This window comes from Nostoc sp. CALU 1950 (genome assembly GCF_051172895.1).
Lineage (GTDB): Bacteria > Cyanobacteriota > Cyanobacteriia > Cyanobacteriales > Nostocaceae > Nostoc > Nostoc edaphicum_A.
The window spans coordinates 1-17718 of sequence record NZ_JBDNJQ010000096.1; the positions used below are offsets into that span (position 1 = coordinate 1).

The window sequence follows — 17718 nt, forward strand, 5'->3', positions numbered from 1 at the left end:
CTGATTAACTCAGCCCTGCTGGGTCATTTTGTATGGCTTAGTCTAAACTCCAGTTGGAAGTATCGTCACAAAGGATGAACTAACTGATTTTGCTATTTCTTTCTTCAACCCACAGGGAAGTTTATTGCAAAATTTTAACTACGATTTTCCCCAATCAGACAGTAGTTTGAATTTCAATTTTGATACAGTCACAAAGACTGTTCTACAAACTGGTAATTTTGATGCATCTAATGGTTTTGATTTGGGAATTGACTTTGCAACAGATGTGACAGGATTAGATTTTTATACTTACCTAAATGCCGAACAAGGATTGCCAACGGCTAAGATATTCTTGAAGGATGACCTTTCACCAGAAGTCTGCGACACATACCCAAACTGTAGATTGGATCTTGGTGGTAAGTTGACCGCAACTGCTATTCCTGAACCTGGTGCAATTTTCGGTCTGTTGGTACTTGGTTTGATGAATAAAGTCCTCAAGAAAAAGCCAGCATCTACATAGACAGTGAACCTGAATAGTCGAAGCTAGCCTGATTAGAACTGTAATTAAACATTATTCTAGCTTTTGAATAAACGGTGAAACACCCCACAAAACAAGAAAATTTTGTGGTGAAATAATTCAGTGGTGGGTCTAAATCCCCCACTGATTACATTCTGAATTCTGACTTATCCTTTAATATTAAGGTTTGAAAAGAGTAAAAAGCAAACTCACATTAAGCTTTTGTTGTAGCAACAGTTGGCAAACTCACTTTCAAGCGCTTAAACATTGCTTCTCTTGCTTGTATAGCCAAACTATCATCCAAAGGTGACAGCGCGATCGCTTCCTCATACTTTAGCCGCAGCGCTGTTTGAATTAACCAATCGGCGACAAAAGGATTTTTCGGTAATAAAGGGCCGTGAGAATAAGTAGCGATCGCATTCTGATAAAATGCTCCTTCTGTCCCATCTTCACCATTATTTCCCAAACCATATACCACTCGCCCCAAAGCTTCCACTTTTCCCAGTTTGGTACGTCCACCGTGATTTTCAAAGCCTACCAAATATGGTGTGCTACCCGTCATCTCTTTTAAATCCCGCGCCAGACGTGAAGCTGTAACTTCAATTACTAAGTTACCAATACAGCGCTTAGTATTTTCACCAGGATGGACGGAAACTAAATCGAGTATTCCCAAACCATCAATCCGTTGTCCTAAGCCTGGTTCATAATAATGTCCCAGCAGTTGGGGGGAACCACAAGTAAATACTCCCGGTGTTCCATTTTCGATTTTTTCGCGCATCGCGTCAGCTTTTGCACCTTGCAAATCCCGCATGACAATTTCTTGCTGACGGTCTTGTGCGCCACCACCAACTATGACATCTACAGTTTTAATATCTGCGGCTGTGGAATTTTGATCTAGGGGTAACACTTTAACATCGTATCCCCGCCACTGAGCGCGACGCTCTATAGTAATTACATTACCGCGATCGCCATAAGTACTCATCAGCGTCGGATAAAGCCAACCTATTGTTAATTCTAGTTGTTGAGAACTCATAAATTTGGGGAATGGGGAATGGGGAATGGGGAATGGGGAATGGGGAATGGGGAATGGGGAATGGGGGAGAATAACCAATGCCCAATGCCCAATGCCCAATGCCAAATGACAAATGACAAATGACAAATGACAAATGACAAGTTTAAAGAATTTTCCGCCCAGTCAGAACTTCTCGCACTTCTAACATGGCTGAGTAAGTAGGCAGAATGTGTAAAGTTTCATTCTCTGGTGTATGCTCTAATGCAGTAGCGATCGCTTGTTTCAAATCTTCTTCGACAATCAGATTTAACTTACTCTCACCAGACTTTTCGCTGTAACGTAGACGTAGTGCCATATCATAGACGCGATCGCCACTCACTACTAAAGTCCCGCCTCGTTCGACTAATTTCTCCGTATCCACGTCCCAAATCCAGGATACATCAGTACCATCGGGCGTGCGATCGTTCAATACCAGCAGTGTAGTTTTATCTGTACTTTGAGTAACTACGCGAATGGTTTCATTCGTTCCTACAGGATTTTTTGATAACAATATCCGCACGCGTTTACCGTCAATTACTAAATCTTCAGCCCGACCAAAAGCAGCTTGGAAGGTGTTAATAGTATCTCTGATTGTTACTTCATCAACTCCTAACTCAATAGCCGCAGTAGCAGCCGCCAAAGTATTATATTTGTTGTACAAACCAACAAGAATTTGTGACCATTCACTACTTTCGAGAGTAGGTTTACTTTTAGTAAAACCACACTTGGGACAAGTAAAATCTCCCAAATGAGACAAATAAACACCCTTATAATCTAGAGAATGTCCACATTTGGGACAATAGATAGAATCAACAGCGTGAGGAATTGCTTCCAGATAATGTTCTGGTTCATTCAAGCCAAAGAATAACACCCGTTGGGGTAACTGCTGACCGAGGTTAGACAAAGTTGGGTCATCAGCATTGGGAATTACTACCGTTTCTGTTGGTAGGGTAGAAATAACTTTTGTCCAACGCTTACTAATTGTGTCTACTTCGCCGTACCTATCGAGTTGGTCACGGAACAAGTTTAAACAGAGAATGATTCGCGGCTGGAGTGGCGCTAATACTCTTGGGACAATATTTTCATCAACTTCCAAAATGGCGTAATCAGTATTTAGCGTACCTAGTAAGTTGGTGCTTTCTAACAGCGCCGTCATCAAGCCATTTTCCAGATTTGCACCTGTAGAATTATGAGTGACGCGAAAACCCTTGCGTTCTAGTATCGTGCATAAAAGCAGCGCTGTAGTGGTTTTGCCATTAGTACCAGCAATTAAAATCACCCCGTTTTTAACTTGCTGACTCAATAATTGTAAAAGTCGGGGTTCAATGCGACGAGCAATCGAGCCTGGTAATACACTAGCAGCACCTAGACGGAGCGATCGCACTATAAACGTCACACTTTTTGCTACTGACACCGCGAAACCTAATCGCAGTCTATCTATGAATTGTATTTTCTTTCCCATATCTGTACCCTAGTCTTCTGGCGGTTGCTAATTGATAGTCTTTAAGTTACAAATTTAATCTTGTGAGTTTAGCGAATCCTGGGTGAAAAAGCCAGTCATACCAATTTTGAATTTTCGATTTTGGATTGTTGAGCCTTATAGTTGCACTACTTTACCTCTGTTTTGACTTCCGCGTAGCAGTACCAGCCACTTGCGAGAGATAATCTCAGTAAGCGTTATCTTAAAAAAATAGTGCATGGGCGTAATTACATATCCAGCCCAGTTTGCTGAATTCAGCACAAAATCACGACAAGTAGTAGCTTGCAAGGTTCCTTTTGATGAATAGCACAAAGTTTCTTTTTTTACATAAACAAATTACTGGCTGGCAAAGGTGGTTGTCCAAATGCCTGTTGTTGCTTGCAAGTCTTTTCATTATAAGTATGCAACCTGCGTATGCTGGTCTTGATAATGATTTATATGATGGCAACATTTTTGTCGTTTATGCAGGCAATGGTTCATTAGTTCCACCGAGACAAACACTCGCACAGACTTTAGCGGAACATAAACCCATATTTTTGGCTTTTTATTTAGATGACAGCAGCGATTCCAAAAGATATGCCATTTCCATTTCACGGGTACAGGAATTCTATGGTCGCGTAGCAGAAATTATGCCGATTAATGTAGATACTATCCCGCCCAAAGAAACTTACGATCCTACAGAACCAGGATATTACTATTCTGGGGGTGTTCCGCAAGTCGTAGTATTTAATAAATCCGGTGAGGTAGTTTTGAATAAAAAGGGTCAAGTACCTTTTGAAGAAATAGACGATGAATTTCGCAAAATCTTTGATTTATTACCACGCACCGAAACAGCACAGCTAAAGCGACGAGCCTTCAATGAGTTCAGTAGTGAGTTAGCTAGATAACTTATGGGGTAGACCAAATTGGTCTGCCCTAATTTTTAGTGATATCTGTTACTACATTTCTGCCGATGCCAAAGCATAATATTGGAATATCTGTTTTAACAGATTGCAGAGTTAATCTATAGTCTATAAGTCCGCAAAAACTGACTAATGACTAATGACTAATGACCAATGACTAACTAGAGTGTATTCTGATGTCACAGGTTTACACCACCCAGGAACTAATTCAAATTTTGGCAGCCGAACGCCAAGCTTGCCTCAAAGGAAAACGTCTAAAATTAGAAATGACAGTCTCTGGCAATCCTGTAATTGACCAGTTTATCAGAACTGATGGGCTGCAACAGTTCACTGCCTATCAAGATTTCAAAACTGCAATTCACGAATATCAGAAAGAAAATCGAGTTTCCGGTATTATCTGGCGGGAATTGACAGTTAAAGGAAAAAAGTTGCACTATCCAGAAATAGATACTGAGTTAATTGCCCTCAATTGCGACTTAGAGATATTAAAAGCTGCTAAAAATTCCATCGTAGAATTTTGGTATGAAGTCTCTATAGGGATGGATTTATACTTGAGTTTCAATAATAGTAAACAATACCAACAAATTGGCACATCTGATTTAGAAAGAATTGTTCAAAGAACAGAATGGGCAAGTTTGTGCAAGTGGGAAAATTCTAGCTTTTTGGAAATGATTTTGCAGCTAGGATGGGGTAAACCAGAAGAAGCTTATTATAAACGAGGAAGACCGCGATCGGGTAGTGAATATATTCATGCAGTCAATCCCGGAAATCGCCCCATTGGTTGATTGATATGTAGGGTAGCAATGCTGAAACCCACAACAAAATGACGCACAAAATTGCGACAGAATTGTGTTTACTTTGCTTTCTCACCTGTGTGACTAGAGCTATATTGAATTAGGTCGAGGGGGAGTATTATCTCCCACCACTCCCAATTAGAACTGGACGCTTAATCAGGTCTTGTATTGTTCATCGCTGACCTTTTCCATCCACTCGACGGATTTGCCACACCAGTTGTTTGTCTCGCGTATGTATTCTGCTACAGTGACCGAAATGTAAACGAGAGAACATATTTTTCGTCGTTTAGCGACCGGTCATTTGCTCCAGCTTTTCGGGGTATCTAGCCCCTTGCACCGTGATCTTTGAAGCGGCGTCATCAATGTCACGCAGATCGTCGGGTGTGAGTTCGACTGAGACTGCTCCGATGTTTTCGTCCAAGCGATGCAGTTTCGTGGTGCCTGGGATCGGAACAATCCACGGCTTCTGGGCCAGCAACCAGGCGATCGCAATCTGAGCCGGTGTTGCCTGCTTCTGTTCGGCGATGCTGCCGAGCAGATTAATCAGCGCTTGATTTACCTTCAGAGCCTCGGTTGTGAAGCGAGGCAAGGTGCTGCGAAAATCGGAGCTGTCGAAGGTCGCGTTTTCGTCGATCTTGCCAGTGAGAAAGCCCTTACCCAGAGGACTGTACGGGACAAAGCCAATTCCGAGTTCCTCAAGGGTCGGTATCACTTCCTTTTCAGGAGTCCTCGTCCACAGCGAGTATTCGCTCTGGAGAGCCGTGACCGGTTGAACCGCGTGGGCGCGACGAATCGTTTGCACTCCTGCTTCCGAGAGTCCAAAGTACTTCACCTTACCTGACTGAATCAGTTCCTTCACTGCTCCAGCCACGTCTTCGATCGGCACGTTCGGGTCAACCCGGTGCTGATAGAGCAGGTCTATTGTCTCGACCTTGAGTCGCTTGAGCGAACCCTCCACGGTCTGCTTGATGTGTTCCGGCCGACTATCCAATCCTGGCGAACCCTTCATCCCGCGAGGATCGGAATTAGGACTCAGGTCGAATCCGAATTTGGTGGCAATGACCACTTGCCCCCGGAAGGGAGCGAGGGCTTCGCCTAGAAGCTCTTCGTTTGTGAAAGGGCCGTAGACCTCGGCGGTGTCAAAGAATGTCACGCCGCGTTCCACAGCGGCCCGAAGAAGAGCGGTCATCTCCTGCGTGTCTTTCGGTGGGCCATAGGAAAAGCTCATTCCCATACAGCCCAGCCCGATCGCCGAGACTTCTAAGTTGCTATTTCCAAGTTTACGCTTTTGCATTTTTTGCACTCCTGTCTTTGAGAATTAAGGTCGTACCATGACTTTGATCGCTTCTCGACTATCCATCGAGGCATACCCTTTGGGGACATCATCGAGATCGACTGTTAAATCGAGAACAGCAGAGGCGTTGAGTTTGCTAGCCGATACGGTAGCAATTCTGGAATGTAAGCACGAGCAGGTGCAGCACCGCCTCGCAATGTGATGTTATTCAGAAATAAACGACCATTCTTACCAAGGCTGCGTGGTTGGGCCAATCGTAAATTCGTTCACGTTTGTATCTTCTGGCTGGTCAATCGCAAACGCCACAACATTGGCTACTCGATCTGGTGAGATGCCATATTGCTCATACAATGCTGTCATTTTTTCAGACACATCTTGGTTGGTAATCCGATCTAACAACTCAGTGTTAATTGCAGCAGGATAAATTGTCGCAGTACGAATGTTAGTCCCCTCTTGAGCAGACTCCATGCGTAGAACTTCCATGAAATCGCGCACGAACCATTTCGTCCCACCATACACCGCACCACCTGGATAAGCTTTTAATCCAGCAACGGATGAAGTTGTAATAACATGCCCAGACTTTTGGCTAATAAACGTTGGTAACACAGCAGCGATACCATTTAGTACACCCTTGATATTGATATCAACTGTTTGATTCCATTCATCAGTTTTCAATGCAGAAAGTGGAGAATTTGGCATTATGCCAGCGTTCAAGAAAATAACATCGACGCCTCCAAATGTTTCCTTGGCAAGCTTGACGATTTCAGCGTTATCAGATGGGTTAACCACATCCATCACTTGATAGACTGCTTGTCCGCCATCTCTTTGAATTTCATCAACCAGTTGTCTCAATTGTTGCTCGCGCCGCGCACCCAATACAACTTTAGCGCCTTTACTTGCAAGCAATTTCGCAGTTGCTTCACCAATCCCTGATGATGCGCCGGTAATAATCACAACTTTGTCTTTAATCATTATTATTCCTCTTTTTGTTGAGTAACTACTGAGTTCCGCTTTCTTCGGACTTGCCAATCAGCAGCTAAGGGCACGCCGACGGTTCGATGTGGCATCAGCAAAAACTTTTCTGGTAATCTACAAAGATTGAGAAAACAACTTAACTTGTTTTCGCCATGTCATCTGTCAAAGTCTGCATAAACGCCAGCGCCCTAGCTCGACCAATGCCGTTCGCGGCTCCGGTGACAAAAGCCACCTTGCCCACGAAGTTTCCATTCGAGTTGGGTAGCGTTGCTCACTTACCGACTGAGATGCTGATTGAAAAAGGACTGAAGCTTGTCCCAGGGGATCAGGTTCACCCGGTCATACAAATCGACATGTCCCGCACTCGGAACGATGTAGAGATCCTTTGGCTCGGCGGCGCGCTTGTAGGCATCTTCGCTGAACTCCCTAGAATGTGCATTGTCACCCGTGATGAACAGCATCGGACGAGGCGAAATCGTCTCAATATCATCGAACGGGTAAAAGTTCATGAATTTGACGTTGCTGGTAAGCGTCGGGTGCGTTGTCAGCTTTGGCGACGAACCTTTGGGGGTGTGTTCGCCTCTGGGAGTGCGGTAGAAGTCGTAAAACTCACGCTCAATGGCGGTGGAATTTTCGTTCAGTTCATGCACCGTCCCACCGATGTATTTGATCTCGCCGCCCGTGAACTGGGCATAGCGTTGTTCAGCCGCCTCTGCGATCGCTTTCTTTCTCTGTTCGAGGGTCGTAGAATGCCTCAGCCCGTTACGGCTGGCCGCACCCATATCGTACATGCTTACCGTCGCAATGGCCTTCATGCGCGGGTCAATCTTGGCGGCGCTGATGACAAAGCTACCGCTGCCGCAAATCCCAAGAACGCCAATCCGGTTCTTGTCAACGAATGGCCGGGTGCCCAGAAAATCGACCGCAGCACTAAAATCTTCGGCATAAATATCCGGCGAAACAACGTTGCGGGGCTGCCCCTCACTCTCGCCCCAGAAGGACAAATCGAGGGACAAGGTGACGAATCCCTGGTCAGCCAGCTTTTGGGCATACAGATTTGCGCTTTGTTCTTTGACTGCGCCCATTGGGTGCCCGACAATGATTGCCGGATTCTTAGCGTTCTGATTCAAGGTTTTGGGAATGAAGAGATTCCCAGCAACCTGCATGTTGTATTGGTTTTTGAACGTAACTTTCTGCATGGTCACCTTGTCGCTCTTATAGAAGTTGTCCGCCTCCTCGATCACAGCGGACTGCTGTACGGGTGTTTGGGATATCTGCGAGGCGCGCGCTTTGTCGAGCGCAACTGCCGCCGTCGTCGCGCTGATTGCACTAATCAAGAGGGGTAGTATAACGAGGTGTTTCATTAGATATCTTCAAATGTGTGGATTGGTTAGCTTTGGTTCGACGCGTCTGCCTTTGACGAACAATCACTGCACCGTTTGACCGCCATCGACGACCAAGGTGTGTCCGACGATGAAGGCAGCCGCGTCTGAACACAGCCAGACAACGGCATTGGCAATCTCTTCGGGCTGGCCCATCCGTCCGATCGGCTCCTCCGAGATTACCTGCTTGCGTCCTTCAGGAGTGCCGCCAGTGAAGCGATCCATCATCGGTGTGTCAATGTAACCGGGAGCAACAGCGTTGACGCGGATGTTCTGCGAGGCGTAGTCGAGAGCCGCCGACTTGGTGAGTCCGATCACGGCGTGTTTTGCGGCAGTGTATGCGGCTCCGCCCTTGATGCCTATGACCCCAGCACCCGATGATGTGTTCACGATAGCGCCACCGCCTTGCTTGAGTAGCAGCGGAATTTCATACTTCATGCACAGAAAAACGCCGCGCAGGTCGATGTTTACGATCCGATCCCATTCTTCCTCTTCGATTTCCGCTGTGGGTGTATTTTTCTGCTCCACACCAGCGTTGTTGAAGGCAAAGTCCAGCCGCCCAAAGATTTCGATAGTCTTGGAAAGAGCCGCCTTCACGTCCTCGGTTCGCGTCACATCGCACTTGACGGCGATCGCTCGTCCGCCGAGTTCTTCGATCGTGCGGGCTGTTTCTTGATTGCCCTGTTCTGAAACGTCGGCGACCACTACATTAGCGCCCTCACGGGCAAATGCCAGCGCCGTAGCTCGACCAATGCCGTTCGCTGCTCCGGTTATAAACGCAACTTTTCCTGTGTACTTTCCACTTTCGTTCGTTGTCATGATTTTTTCCTTTAATTCTTCACCTAACAAGGTCTTAAAACCACCAAATGCGGAGATCAGTTGGGATATTGCTCGTCGCTGACATGCTCCAGCCAGTCCACAGGTTTGCCATCGAGTTCTTCGTGAATGGCAATGTGCGTCATGGCTGTGGTGGCTGTAGCTCCATGCCAGTGTTTCAGTCCGGGCGGAATTTGGACAACATCACCTGGTTTGATTTCCTGAATTTGTCCGCCCCATTGCTGGACATAACCAGACCCAGCCGTCACAATCAGGGTCTGTCCTAGTGGATGTGTATGCCACGCTGTCCTAGCACCAGGCTCGAAGGTTACACTAGCACTAGCCGTGCGTGACGGGTCGCGTGCTGAAAACAGGGAATCGATGCGGACGGAACCTGTGAAATATTCGGTTGATCCTCTAGTAGAAGGCTGCGAACCTTTCCGAGTGATCTCCACTATCCGTGTGTCATTGTCTGATGTAACTTGTGTCTGACCCGCATGAGCAAGCGCCAAAGTAAGCAGGGAAAATGACACGATAGTCGTCGCAAGCAGTTTCATTTCCGTCTCCAACTTTCAGGTTTTACTAAACAATCTCTAGGCAAGATGGACTGACCGAAGGGGCAGGGGAGCAGGGGGCAGGGGGCAGGGGAGAAAGATACTGAAATTCCCCTGCAAAAAGGGTTCAGAGCAACTATTGAACAAGCTCGATTGTCACTTCTACAGAGCCAGGCACATTCAATGCCTCGATGCCACCGTCTATTTTTCCGAGGATCGCGAGTCCGTTTGAGTATCCAAAATCTCGATAATATATCGCCAAATTCCCCCAGGGAGCGTAATAAGCAATATCTCCAACAGCAGGATCGCTGCCAGGGGGTGCATCTTCTGTAGATAATTTTTTTGGCAGATCGCTGACTTTTTCGGTTCTCGCGTAATCTTCTAATGTCAGCGTCAATGGCAGCAGGGAAATAAAATCCTGAGTGGTTTTGCTGTCGATCAAAGTGGCTGTAACAATTTTGTCTTTGACCTTGATGTTTATTTTCATACTGTCTGCCTGCTTGGTTGATATTTCAGTCGGCATCTTCAACGAGGCATCGCTAGTCATACTGTTGTCGGCACGGCAGGCTGAGTAACTCAGGGACATCACTAGGGCGAGAACCAAAATCAGCATTCTCTGCTGGCAGTTTTTCCCCTTGATGGAAAACCATCTCAAAAGCATTAAGATATTCCTTCATACTGTTCGTCGCTGACATGCTCCATCCAGTCCACAGGCTTGCCGTCGAGCCATTCCTGAATGGCGATGTGCGTCATGGAAGTGGTTGCTGTAGCACCATGCCAATGCTTCTCACCCGGCGAGATCCAAATCGCGTCCCCCGGTCGAATTTCCTCGATCGCACCGCCCCATCGCTGTATAAGTCCACAGCCAGCTGTCACGATTAGGGTTTGTCCCAATGGGTGGGTGTGCCATGCTGTTCTAGCAGCAGGTTCGAACGTGACACTGGCTCCAGACGTGCGTGCTGGATCGTGTGCCTCGAACAGGGGGTCAACGCGGACAATGCCGGTAAAATAGTCAGCCTGCCCTTTAGCGGAAGGCTGTGAGCCACTTCGTTTAATGTCCATTTTCTTAATTCCTTGACTTGATGCCATTTCGATGGCTAGTAGGCAAGTCTCTTGCCCAATCGAAACTGAGTTTTATATTGAATAAAAATCCAGAGTGCTTATAAAAAGCTGAAATCATTTTTCCTTGCTTTAGCTTCATCTTAGGCATTTTGAAGGGCAAGCAATAGGACGATCGTCTAAGATTGTTGTACAATCCTGCAAACTTAGAAATGAACGCTGCCAATATCCATTTAATCAACAACCCGCAGGCAAAGCGCGAGGCAGACAGAGCGCAAGCCTACAGAGACGAACTGACTGAGCTGATTGCCCAGGCGATTCGTCATGATGGGACGATTGAGCCGCTCAAAGGTTTGCACTTCAACCGCGCCTCCTCGCCTTCAGAATGCATTCATAGTGTCTCTATCCCTGCCTTTTGTGCGATCGCTCAGGGCAGAAAAGAAGTTCTTTTGGGTAGCGATCGCTATCAGTACGACCCGATGCATTATCTGCTGGCTACGGTTGAACTGCCGATCACCAGCCAAATTCTGGAAGCATCAAAGGCGCAACCGTGCCTTAATCTTCGCCTCGATCTTGACCCCACCCTCGTTGGCTCAGTCATGGTCGAGGCAGGGTATCCCTCATCGCACAGCCGTGGTGATGTGAAAGCGCTCGACGTAAGTCCGTTGAATGTAAATCTGTTGGATGCTGTGGTGCGGCTCGTCAGGCTTCTAGATTCCCCTGCTGAAGCTCATGTTCTCGCACCACTGATTAAGCGGGAAATCATTTACCGACTCATGATGGGAGAACAAGGTAATCGGCTCCGTCATATTGCAGTTCTGGGTGGCTACACCTACCACATCGCCAGAGCCGTCGAGCGACTTCGTAAAGACTTTAATGAACCGATCAAGATTGAAAACATCGCCCGAGAAATGGGAATGAGTGTCTCCGGGTTTCACCATCACTTCAAGTCTGTCACTGCAATGAGTCCCTTGCAGTTCCAGAAGCAACTGCGGCTCCAGGAGGCTCGCCGTCTGATGCTGGGAGAAAACCTTGACGCTACCAGTGCTGCCTATCGAGTGGGGTATGACGATGCCTCGCACTTCAACCGGGAGTACAAGCGGCTCTTTGGTGCCCCACCGATGCGCGATGTGGAGCGGCTGCGAGAAGCTGCTAGGGAGACTGCTAGTACCGCTAGGCGGAATTAAAAATTAAAAATTAAAAATTGAAAATGAATACAACGTAAGCGTTTCATTGATTTGGAATAGGTGGTTTATTTCCGCGGTGCTGTACTAGTTCAATATGATCTCCTCAAAATGCCACACAAAAGCATGATCCTTCCAATTGCGAATGTGTGCCATCAACTTAATACCAAGCAGGTAATAGGTTACAGTTCCAGGTAAATTGTCTGACGATTTATACCATTTCACGAAAAATCTGATACAGATGTAACCCCTGAAAGCTTTGCTGCATCTAATACCAATTCAATTAATGATTGCAACACATCCTTGGGTAAAGACGCGATTCATCGCGTCTCTACAAATGGTCTATTTGTCGCATTCTTTTTTCAAATTGGTATTACTACGAACTTGTTGAAAAACAATGCTTATCGACTTTTAACTATGGACTCTTGATTAGAGTTTTCAAACTCTGGATGTTCTATTCTGGGAGGTTTCCAGCTTTCCGTCCAAGCGAGGCATAACTGACGGAAGCGATCGCCCCGCACCTCAAAATTCGGGTACTGATCAAAACTCGCACAAGCCGGAGATAGCAACACCACAGACGCTTGATATTCCTTAGCTAATTCTGCTGCTCTCGGAACTGCCCTTTCCATAGTTTCCACAATATGGTATGTATGATACCCTACCTCTTGGAGACGTTTGGCAAATGCGGGTGCAGCAGAGCCAATCAATAACACAGCAGCAGCTTGGGAGTGAATTTTTGCTAGCCAGCCAGTATCATCACCTGCTTTCGCTTCTCCACCAGCAATTAAAATCGCTGGACTGTTAACGGATGCTAAACCTACTTCAGCAGCATCGTAGTTAGTGGCTTTGCTGTCGTTAATGAAATCAATACCTTCCCAAGTGCAGATATATTCCAAACGATGGGCAACACCAGGGAATTCTCGAATCGCAAGTGCGATCGCATCACGATTAATTCCCGCTAATCTTGCCGTTGCTACTGCCATCAAGAGATTTTGCTGGTTATGTTCTCCCACCATTCGCAAAGTAGATACTTTTACAATCGGTTCTGGTGCAGAGGTTGCAGTTAATTTTTCCACAACCCAGCCGTCCTCAATATAAAAGCCTTTTTCGCTAATCAGAAAATCTTTTCCTTTGACACTTGTCCAATAGGCATCAGGCCAAGCACTTAAACCTAGCTGGCTCAAGTAGGCATCATCGCCATTGAATACTTGCAACTCGGACTGACGTAATAACTTGGCTTTGATGTTGTAATAGTTCTCTAAAGTCTGATGGCGACTAAGATGATCAGGTGTGAAAGTCGTCCAAACACCGATACGGGGAGCAAGAGAGACGGAAGATTCTATTTGATAGCTGCTAACTTCCGCAATCACCCAATCGAGTGAGGAGTTAGGAGAGACGCGATTAATCGCGTCTGTACAAGAATTATCAAATGCCTCCCCCACTCCCCCTGCTCCCTGCTCCCTGTCCCCTGTCCCCTGTCCCCTCGAAGATAAGGCAACATCACAAGCGGCGTAGCCAATATTACCGCAGGCGGGGGCATCTAATTCTGCTGCTTGGAAAATGGCAGCAATTAAAGCTGTGGTAGTAGTTTTGCCGTTAGTACCTGTAATTCCTACCCAAGGCAGTAATCGCAAATTTCGCCAAGCGAGTTCCATTTCGCCAATGGTTTCAATACCTAATTGGCGTGCCTTAATTAATACGGGAATATCCCAAGGCACGCCAGGACTAACAACTATTAATTGGGGTAAATTAGCACCATTCAATTCTAGGGATTGGCCTAGTTTCACGGTTATTTGCTCGGCAGCGAGTTCTTGTTGTTGTTGCAGGAGGGCTTCGGAGGTATTGCCATCACTTAGCTCCACCTCCCAACCTTCCCGTTTCAACAATCTCGCCGCAGCAACACCGGACTTTCCCAATCCAATTACAGTAGCTCTAGGCATAGATTGCAGCAGAGTCCCTGGTTAAGCACTCCCTATAGTAGCGCTTCTTGGCAAAAATTACACAAGTTTTTGTTGACCTACGCTACAGATTTTTGACGATCGCACCAAAGTCGGCTAAAACACGGGCATGATTGCGAACTAATCCGAGTAGATGTAACCGATTACGCTTGACTTCTGGATCGGAATCCATAACTAAAACGCTATCTGGGCCATCAAAAAAGTTACTAACTGCTGGAGCAATTTTTGCTAGTGCTGCTACTAACAGTTGATAATTTCGTGTCTGCTGTGCTGCTTGAGTTTCCGGTACTGATTCGATTAAAGCTTTATACAAAGCTTCTTCAGACGGTTTTTGGAATAATTCTGGACGAACTACCGTTGTTGGTTCTAGCTGCTTTGTATCCAAATCACCTTGAGCGGCTAATCGTGTGGAACGGTTAACGGTTTCATAGATGTTATCTAAAGTACTATCGTTGCGGATTTGTTGTAAGTACAAGGCGCGATCGCGTACATCCAATAAATCCTTTAACGTCCGTTCTGTGTATTCTGGGTCATTTTCTCCCAAAACTGCATTTACTAAATCGTAATCAATCTGCTTTTCTTCTTGCAGCAAAGTGCGGATGCGTTGCAAGAAAAACTCTTGTAATGCTGTGGTTAATGATGCCTGATCTTTGTGGTATTTTCCTGCAAAATCTGTTGCTATTTGTGCCAATAAATTATCTAAATTTATCGGCAGATTATAAAACCAAGTAATTTTAACTACAGCATTAGCAGCCCGACGCAAGGCGAAGGGATCGGAGGAACCAGTGGGAATTAAACCTAAACCAAAGATACTTACCAAGGTATCTAATCTATCTGCTAAACCGACAATTTGACCTGTGAGTGTTTCGGGTAAATTGTCACCGGCTCCCGTTGGCAAATAATGTTGATAAATTGCCTTTGCTACTTCCGCATCTTCACCACTGGCTAAGGCGTATTTTTCTCCCATGATCCCCTGTAACTCAGGGAATTCATACACCATTTGTGTAACCAAATCTGCTTTACATAATAAAGCAGCACGTTGGATTTTTTGGCTTTGATTTTCCGCTAATTCTAATTGGGTGCTTATTTGCTCGGCAATCTTCACTACTCTATCTATCTTGGTACGCACCGAACCCAATTCTTCTTGGAAAGTGACTTTTTCTAACTGGGGTAAAAAGCTTTCTATTGGTTTGGTTAAATCAGCTTCGTAGAAAAATCTGCCATCAGCTAATCTGGCACGAATTACTCTTTCATTCCCGACGGCGACAATATCTGATTTTTTGGGATCAGCATTAGAAATAGTGATGAAATTGGGTAATAATTCTTGCTGAGAACTATCTGGTTTGAATACAGGAAAATAACGCTGGTGAGTAACCATAACTTCAGTAATTACTTCAGTTGGTAATTCCAAAAATTCTGGTTCAAATTTCCCGACAACTGCGGAAGGATATTCGACAAGGTTGGTTACTTCTGCTAACAAATCGGGGTAAATGACTGTATAACCGCCTAAATTCTCTGCTACTGCCTTTACTTGCTCTTTGATCAGATTTGACCGTTCTTCTGGATCAACGGTGACATAAGCAGACTTGAGGTCAGTAACATAATCGGTAGCTTGGGCAATTGTCACAGTTTCAGGATGTAAGACCCGATGACCTTGAGAAATGCGATCGCTCTGAATCGTTTTAGAACCGTTCACTAATTCTAGAGGTAGCACCGTTTCATCTAACAAAGCTACCAACCAACGAATTGGTCGGGAAAACCTCGCATCCCCATCACCCCAACGCATCAATCGTTTACCTTCCAAACCCCAAATCCACTGGGGAACAAGTTCTGTCAAAATTTCCGCGACAGAACGACCAAGAATTCTTTTTTGCACAAAGACAAATTCCCCTTTGTCAGTGGGGCGAACAGACAGCGCATCTAGTTCCACACCTTGCTTTTTAGCAAAACCGGCGGCGGCGGCTGTCGGCTGACCATCTTTAAAGGCGGCTTGGGCGGGGGGCCCTTTAATTTCTTCTTCTCGGTCTGGTTGCTGGGATGGTAGACCTTTAATCACTACCGCCAAACGCCGGGGAGTACCATACACCTGGACACTTTCGCCCTTGATGCTGTTTGCTTCCAAACTTTGAGGAATGCGCTCTCGCCACTGTATTAAGGCATCACTGAGAAAGCTTGCAGGTAATTCTTCTGTACCAACTTCTAATAGAAACGCAGGCATAGGTCACTGTTTTCAACTTTGCGTAGCTCAACTTTATCAGTTATTCTCAGGCGATCGCTCCTAACTTTTTGCTGAATCGGTCAATTGAAAGCGGCGGGAAACTCCATCCCCTTGTGGGTGCAGAGGCAATACTGTTCGGTTAAGCATTTTTAACTTGGAATTGGGTTTTGGGAAAAGGTTAAAGGGTAAGGGTTAAAGGTTTTTCTTTCTCCTTTTCCCCCGCCCCTTATCCCCAGAGGGGGCCCCACCTTCCCCTTTCCCCCTTAACCGAAAAGTATTGGGTGCAGAGGGACAGCCGCCCCACCGCTTCGGGCATTGGGCATTGGTAACTTCTTCCCCATGCCCAAAAACTCCATCCCGCAAGTGGCGTGGAGTTTTTTATTATTTTGCGCTGGCTACGATCTGATTCCAGGCTTTGACTGCTGTCTGTAAATTCTTTGGCAGGTTATTTTGAGAAATATCGTTATACTGAACCGTACCCTGTTGGCTGGTGAGAGTATAGGTAATATAGTCAGCAGAACCGCTGGGGGCTGGATAACTCAGATTCTGGAATTTACTAAACTGAGAACGTTCTAGCGATCGCACAAATTGTTGCACCTGTTGCACAGAAACGCGGCGGACACTACGTTCAGAATCATTGGCATCACCAATACGCACCCGAATCAATAACCCATCTTTGAGTAAAACAGTCTCGTAGGTTCTGCCAGTAATCCCACCACTGGAGATTTGCCGAAATACTATATCTCGATCTAACGGTGGTGGTAACTCGCTGACTGGAATTTTTACAGGAGCCAGTGTATTTTGATTAGCATTTTGATTCAGTCTGAGTGCGGAACCTGTTTCATTGGTGTGATAAACCAAGGTTTGATCAACTGCATCAACAATCACCCGCCAGCCTTGTACTAAAGCTTGGGTACAGAATTCATCAGCATTAGCTAATTCTAAACAGCTATCTCTCCAAGTTTGCTGTTGAGCCTGAATAATGGTTAGCTGAGAAATTGGCTTTTGCAAACGTCTTGATGCAGCCCGCAAAACAGAATTTTTTACAGATGTGGGTAATTTACCAGGCAGATTTTCTGAGGGAGTATTTGCCGAAGCTAAACGTAGCGATCGCCCATTATTATTAGTATGATAAATCCAGTTTTGTTTGCCATTAGATACCACAATTCGCCAACCCGGAACTAACGCTTGGGTGCAGATTTCATCAGGTTGAGGCAGTTCCAAGCAACCATTGCGCCAAGTCTGTTGATTATAGTCAATAATTTGCAGTTGTCTGGTTAAAATTCCCTGTCTGCGGGCTAAATCTCGCAGTACTGCATTAGCTACTGGACGTGGCAAGCGGTTGGGTTTAACATTGTCTTTGAGAACTTCATTGCTTCTTTCTACCGATAAGTTCACAGAAGCACCCGTAGCATCTTTGATAAGTGTTAAAGTGCTAGCAACAGACAAAATACCCGTCAAAATCAAAGCAGTGAAAATTCGCCCTTGATTGGTGTTAAAGTAGTTTCTCAGCATGATTTTCATAGTAATATAGAAATCTTAGTCAAGAGTTATA

General features: G+C 45.7%; 18 protein-coding genes. 4 read left to right on the top strand and 14 right to left on the bottom strand.

The genetic code is table 11. From position 1 onward, the window contains the following. Positions 1–124 precede the first annotated feature (124 nt). Entirely contained in the window at positions 125–499 is a 375-nt protein-coding gene (locus ABF638_RS23465) for a hypothetical protein (RefSeq protein ID WP_435025357.1), read from the top strand. A gap of 211 nt (positions 500–710) precedes the next feature. On the opposite strand, the gene ABF638_RS23470 is transcribed toward ABF638_RS23465, so the two are convergent. Further along, entirely contained in the window at positions 711–1529 is an 819-nt protein-coding gene (locus tag ABF638_RS23470) for a type 1 glutamine amidotransferase (RefSeq protein WP_069072762.1), read from the bottom strand. Positions 1530–1671: 142 nt separating this feature from the next. Next, complete coding sequence (locus ABF638_RS23475; protein WP_435025358.1) at positions 1672–3009, bottom strand: MurT ligase domain-containing protein; 1338 nt, start codon at positions 3007–3009, stop codon at positions 1672–1674. A gap of 317 nt (positions 3010–3326) precedes the next feature. Between ABF638_RS23475 and ABF638_RS23480 the strand changes: the two genes are divergently transcribed. Both ABF638_RS23480 and ABF638_RS23485 read left to right on the top strand, forming a co-directional pair. Continuing rightward, on the top strand, positions 3327–3914 hold the full coding sequence (locus ABF638_RS23480) for a thylakoid membrane photosystem I accumulation factor (RefSeq protein WP_435025359.1): 588 nt from the start codon (positions 3327–3329) through the stop codon (positions 3912–3914). Between the two features lie 191 nt (positions 3915–4105). Beyond that, positions 4106–4714 (top strand): hypothetical protein, encoded by a 609-nt coding sequence (locus ABF638_RS23485; RefSeq protein ID WP_435025360.1) that lies wholly within the window; start codon positions 4106–4108, stop codon positions 4712–4714. A 295-nt stretch (positions 4715–5009) separates the two neighbouring features. Here the strand turns inward: ABF638_RS23485 and ABF638_RS23490 are convergent, their stop codons facing one another. The 9 genes from ABF638_RS23490 to ABF638_RS23530 all read right to left on the bottom strand — a co-directional run bounded on the left by ABF638_RS23490 (position 5010) and on the right by ABF638_RS23530 (position 10833). Further along, positions 5010–6017, bottom strand: coding sequence for an aldo/keto reductase (locus tag ABF638_RS23490; RefSeq protein WP_435025361.1), 1008 nt, complete (start codon positions 6015–6017; stop codon positions 5010–5012). A gap of 104 nt (positions 6018–6121) precedes the next feature. Next, a complete protein-coding gene (locus tag ABF638_RS23495) occupies positions 6122–6271 on the bottom strand; it encodes a hypothetical protein (RefSeq protein ID WP_435025362.1) in 150 nt (49 codons plus the stop codon). Next, complete coding sequence (locus ABF638_RS23500; protein ID WP_435025363.1) at positions 6246–6971, bottom strand: SDR family oxidoreductase; 726 nt, start codon at positions 6969–6971, stop codon at positions 6246–6248. The genes ABF638_RS23495 and ABF638_RS23500 overlap by 26 nt, the downstream gene beginning before the upstream one ends. A gap of 296 nt (positions 6972–7267) precedes the next feature. Further along, a complete protein-coding gene (locus ABF638_RS23505; protein WP_435025364.1) occupies positions 7268–8356 on the bottom strand; it encodes an alpha/beta hydrolase in 1089 nt (362 codons plus the stop codon). 63 nt (positions 8357–8419) lie between these two features. Continuing rightward, positions 8420–9193, bottom strand: coding sequence for an SDR family oxidoreductase (locus ABF638_RS23510; protein ID WP_435025365.1), 774 nt, complete (start codon positions 9191–9193; stop codon positions 8420–8422). Positions 9194–9249: 56 nt separating this feature from the next. Further along, positions 9250–9723, bottom strand: coding sequence for a (R)-mandelonitrile lyase (locus ABF638_RS23515; RefSeq protein WP_435025366.1), 474 nt, complete (start codon positions 9721–9723; stop codon positions 9250–9252). Between the two features lie 157 nt (positions 9724–9880). Next, the gene (locus ABF638_RS23520) at positions 9881–10291 is read right to left on the bottom strand and encodes a cyclophilin-like fold protein (RefSeq protein WP_435025367.1); all 411 of its coding nucleotides are present in this window, start codon (positions 10289–10291) and stop codon (positions 9881–9883) included. Next, positions 10284–10439: a hypothetical protein gene (locus tag ABF638_RS23525; RefSeq protein ID WP_435025381.1), complete on the bottom strand. Its 156-nt coding sequence runs from the start codon at positions 10437–10439 to the stop codon at positions 10284–10286. The genes ABF638_RS23520 and ABF638_RS23525 overlap by 8 nt, the downstream gene beginning before the upstream one ends. After that, a complete protein-coding gene (locus ABF638_RS23530) occupies positions 10405–10833 on the bottom strand; it encodes a (R)-mandelonitrile lyase (RefSeq protein WP_435025368.1) in 429 nt (142 codons plus the stop codon). The genes ABF638_RS23525 and ABF638_RS23530 overlap by 35 nt, the downstream gene beginning before the upstream one ends. A 182-nt stretch (positions 10834–11015) precedes the next feature. Here ABF638_RS23530 and ABF638_RS23535 point away from each other — a divergent pair, with 182 nt between their 5' ends. Next, positions 11016–11990: an AraC family transcriptional regulator gene (locus ABF638_RS23535; protein ID WP_435025369.1), complete on the top strand. Its 975-nt coding sequence runs from the start codon at positions 11016–11018 to the stop codon at positions 11988–11990. 398 nt (positions 11991–12388) lie between these two features. On the opposite strand, the gene murD is transcribed toward ABF638_RS23535, so the two are convergent. The 3 genes from murD to ABF638_RS23550 form a co-directional block, all read right to left on the bottom strand. Further along, positions 12389–13927 (bottom strand): UDP-N-acetylmuramoyl-L-alanine--D-glutamate ligase, encoded by a 1539-nt coding sequence (gene murD, locus ABF638_RS23540; protein ID WP_435025370.1) that lies wholly within the window; start codon positions 13925–13927, stop codon positions 12389–12391. Between the two features lie 82 nt (positions 13928–14009). Beyond that, entirely contained in the window at positions 14010–16163 is a 2154-nt protein-coding gene (glyS, locus tag ABF638_RS23545) for a glycine--tRNA ligase subunit beta (protein ID WP_435025371.1), read from the bottom strand. Between the two features lie 381 nt (positions 16164–16544). Then, positions 16545–17687 carry a hypothetical protein gene (locus ABF638_RS23550; RefSeq protein WP_435025372.1) on the bottom strand — a complete coding sequence of 381 codons (1143 nt, stop codon included), beginning with the start codon at positions 17685–17687 and terminating at the stop codon, positions 16545–16547. Between the last annotated feature and the right edge of the window lie 31 nt (positions 17688–17718).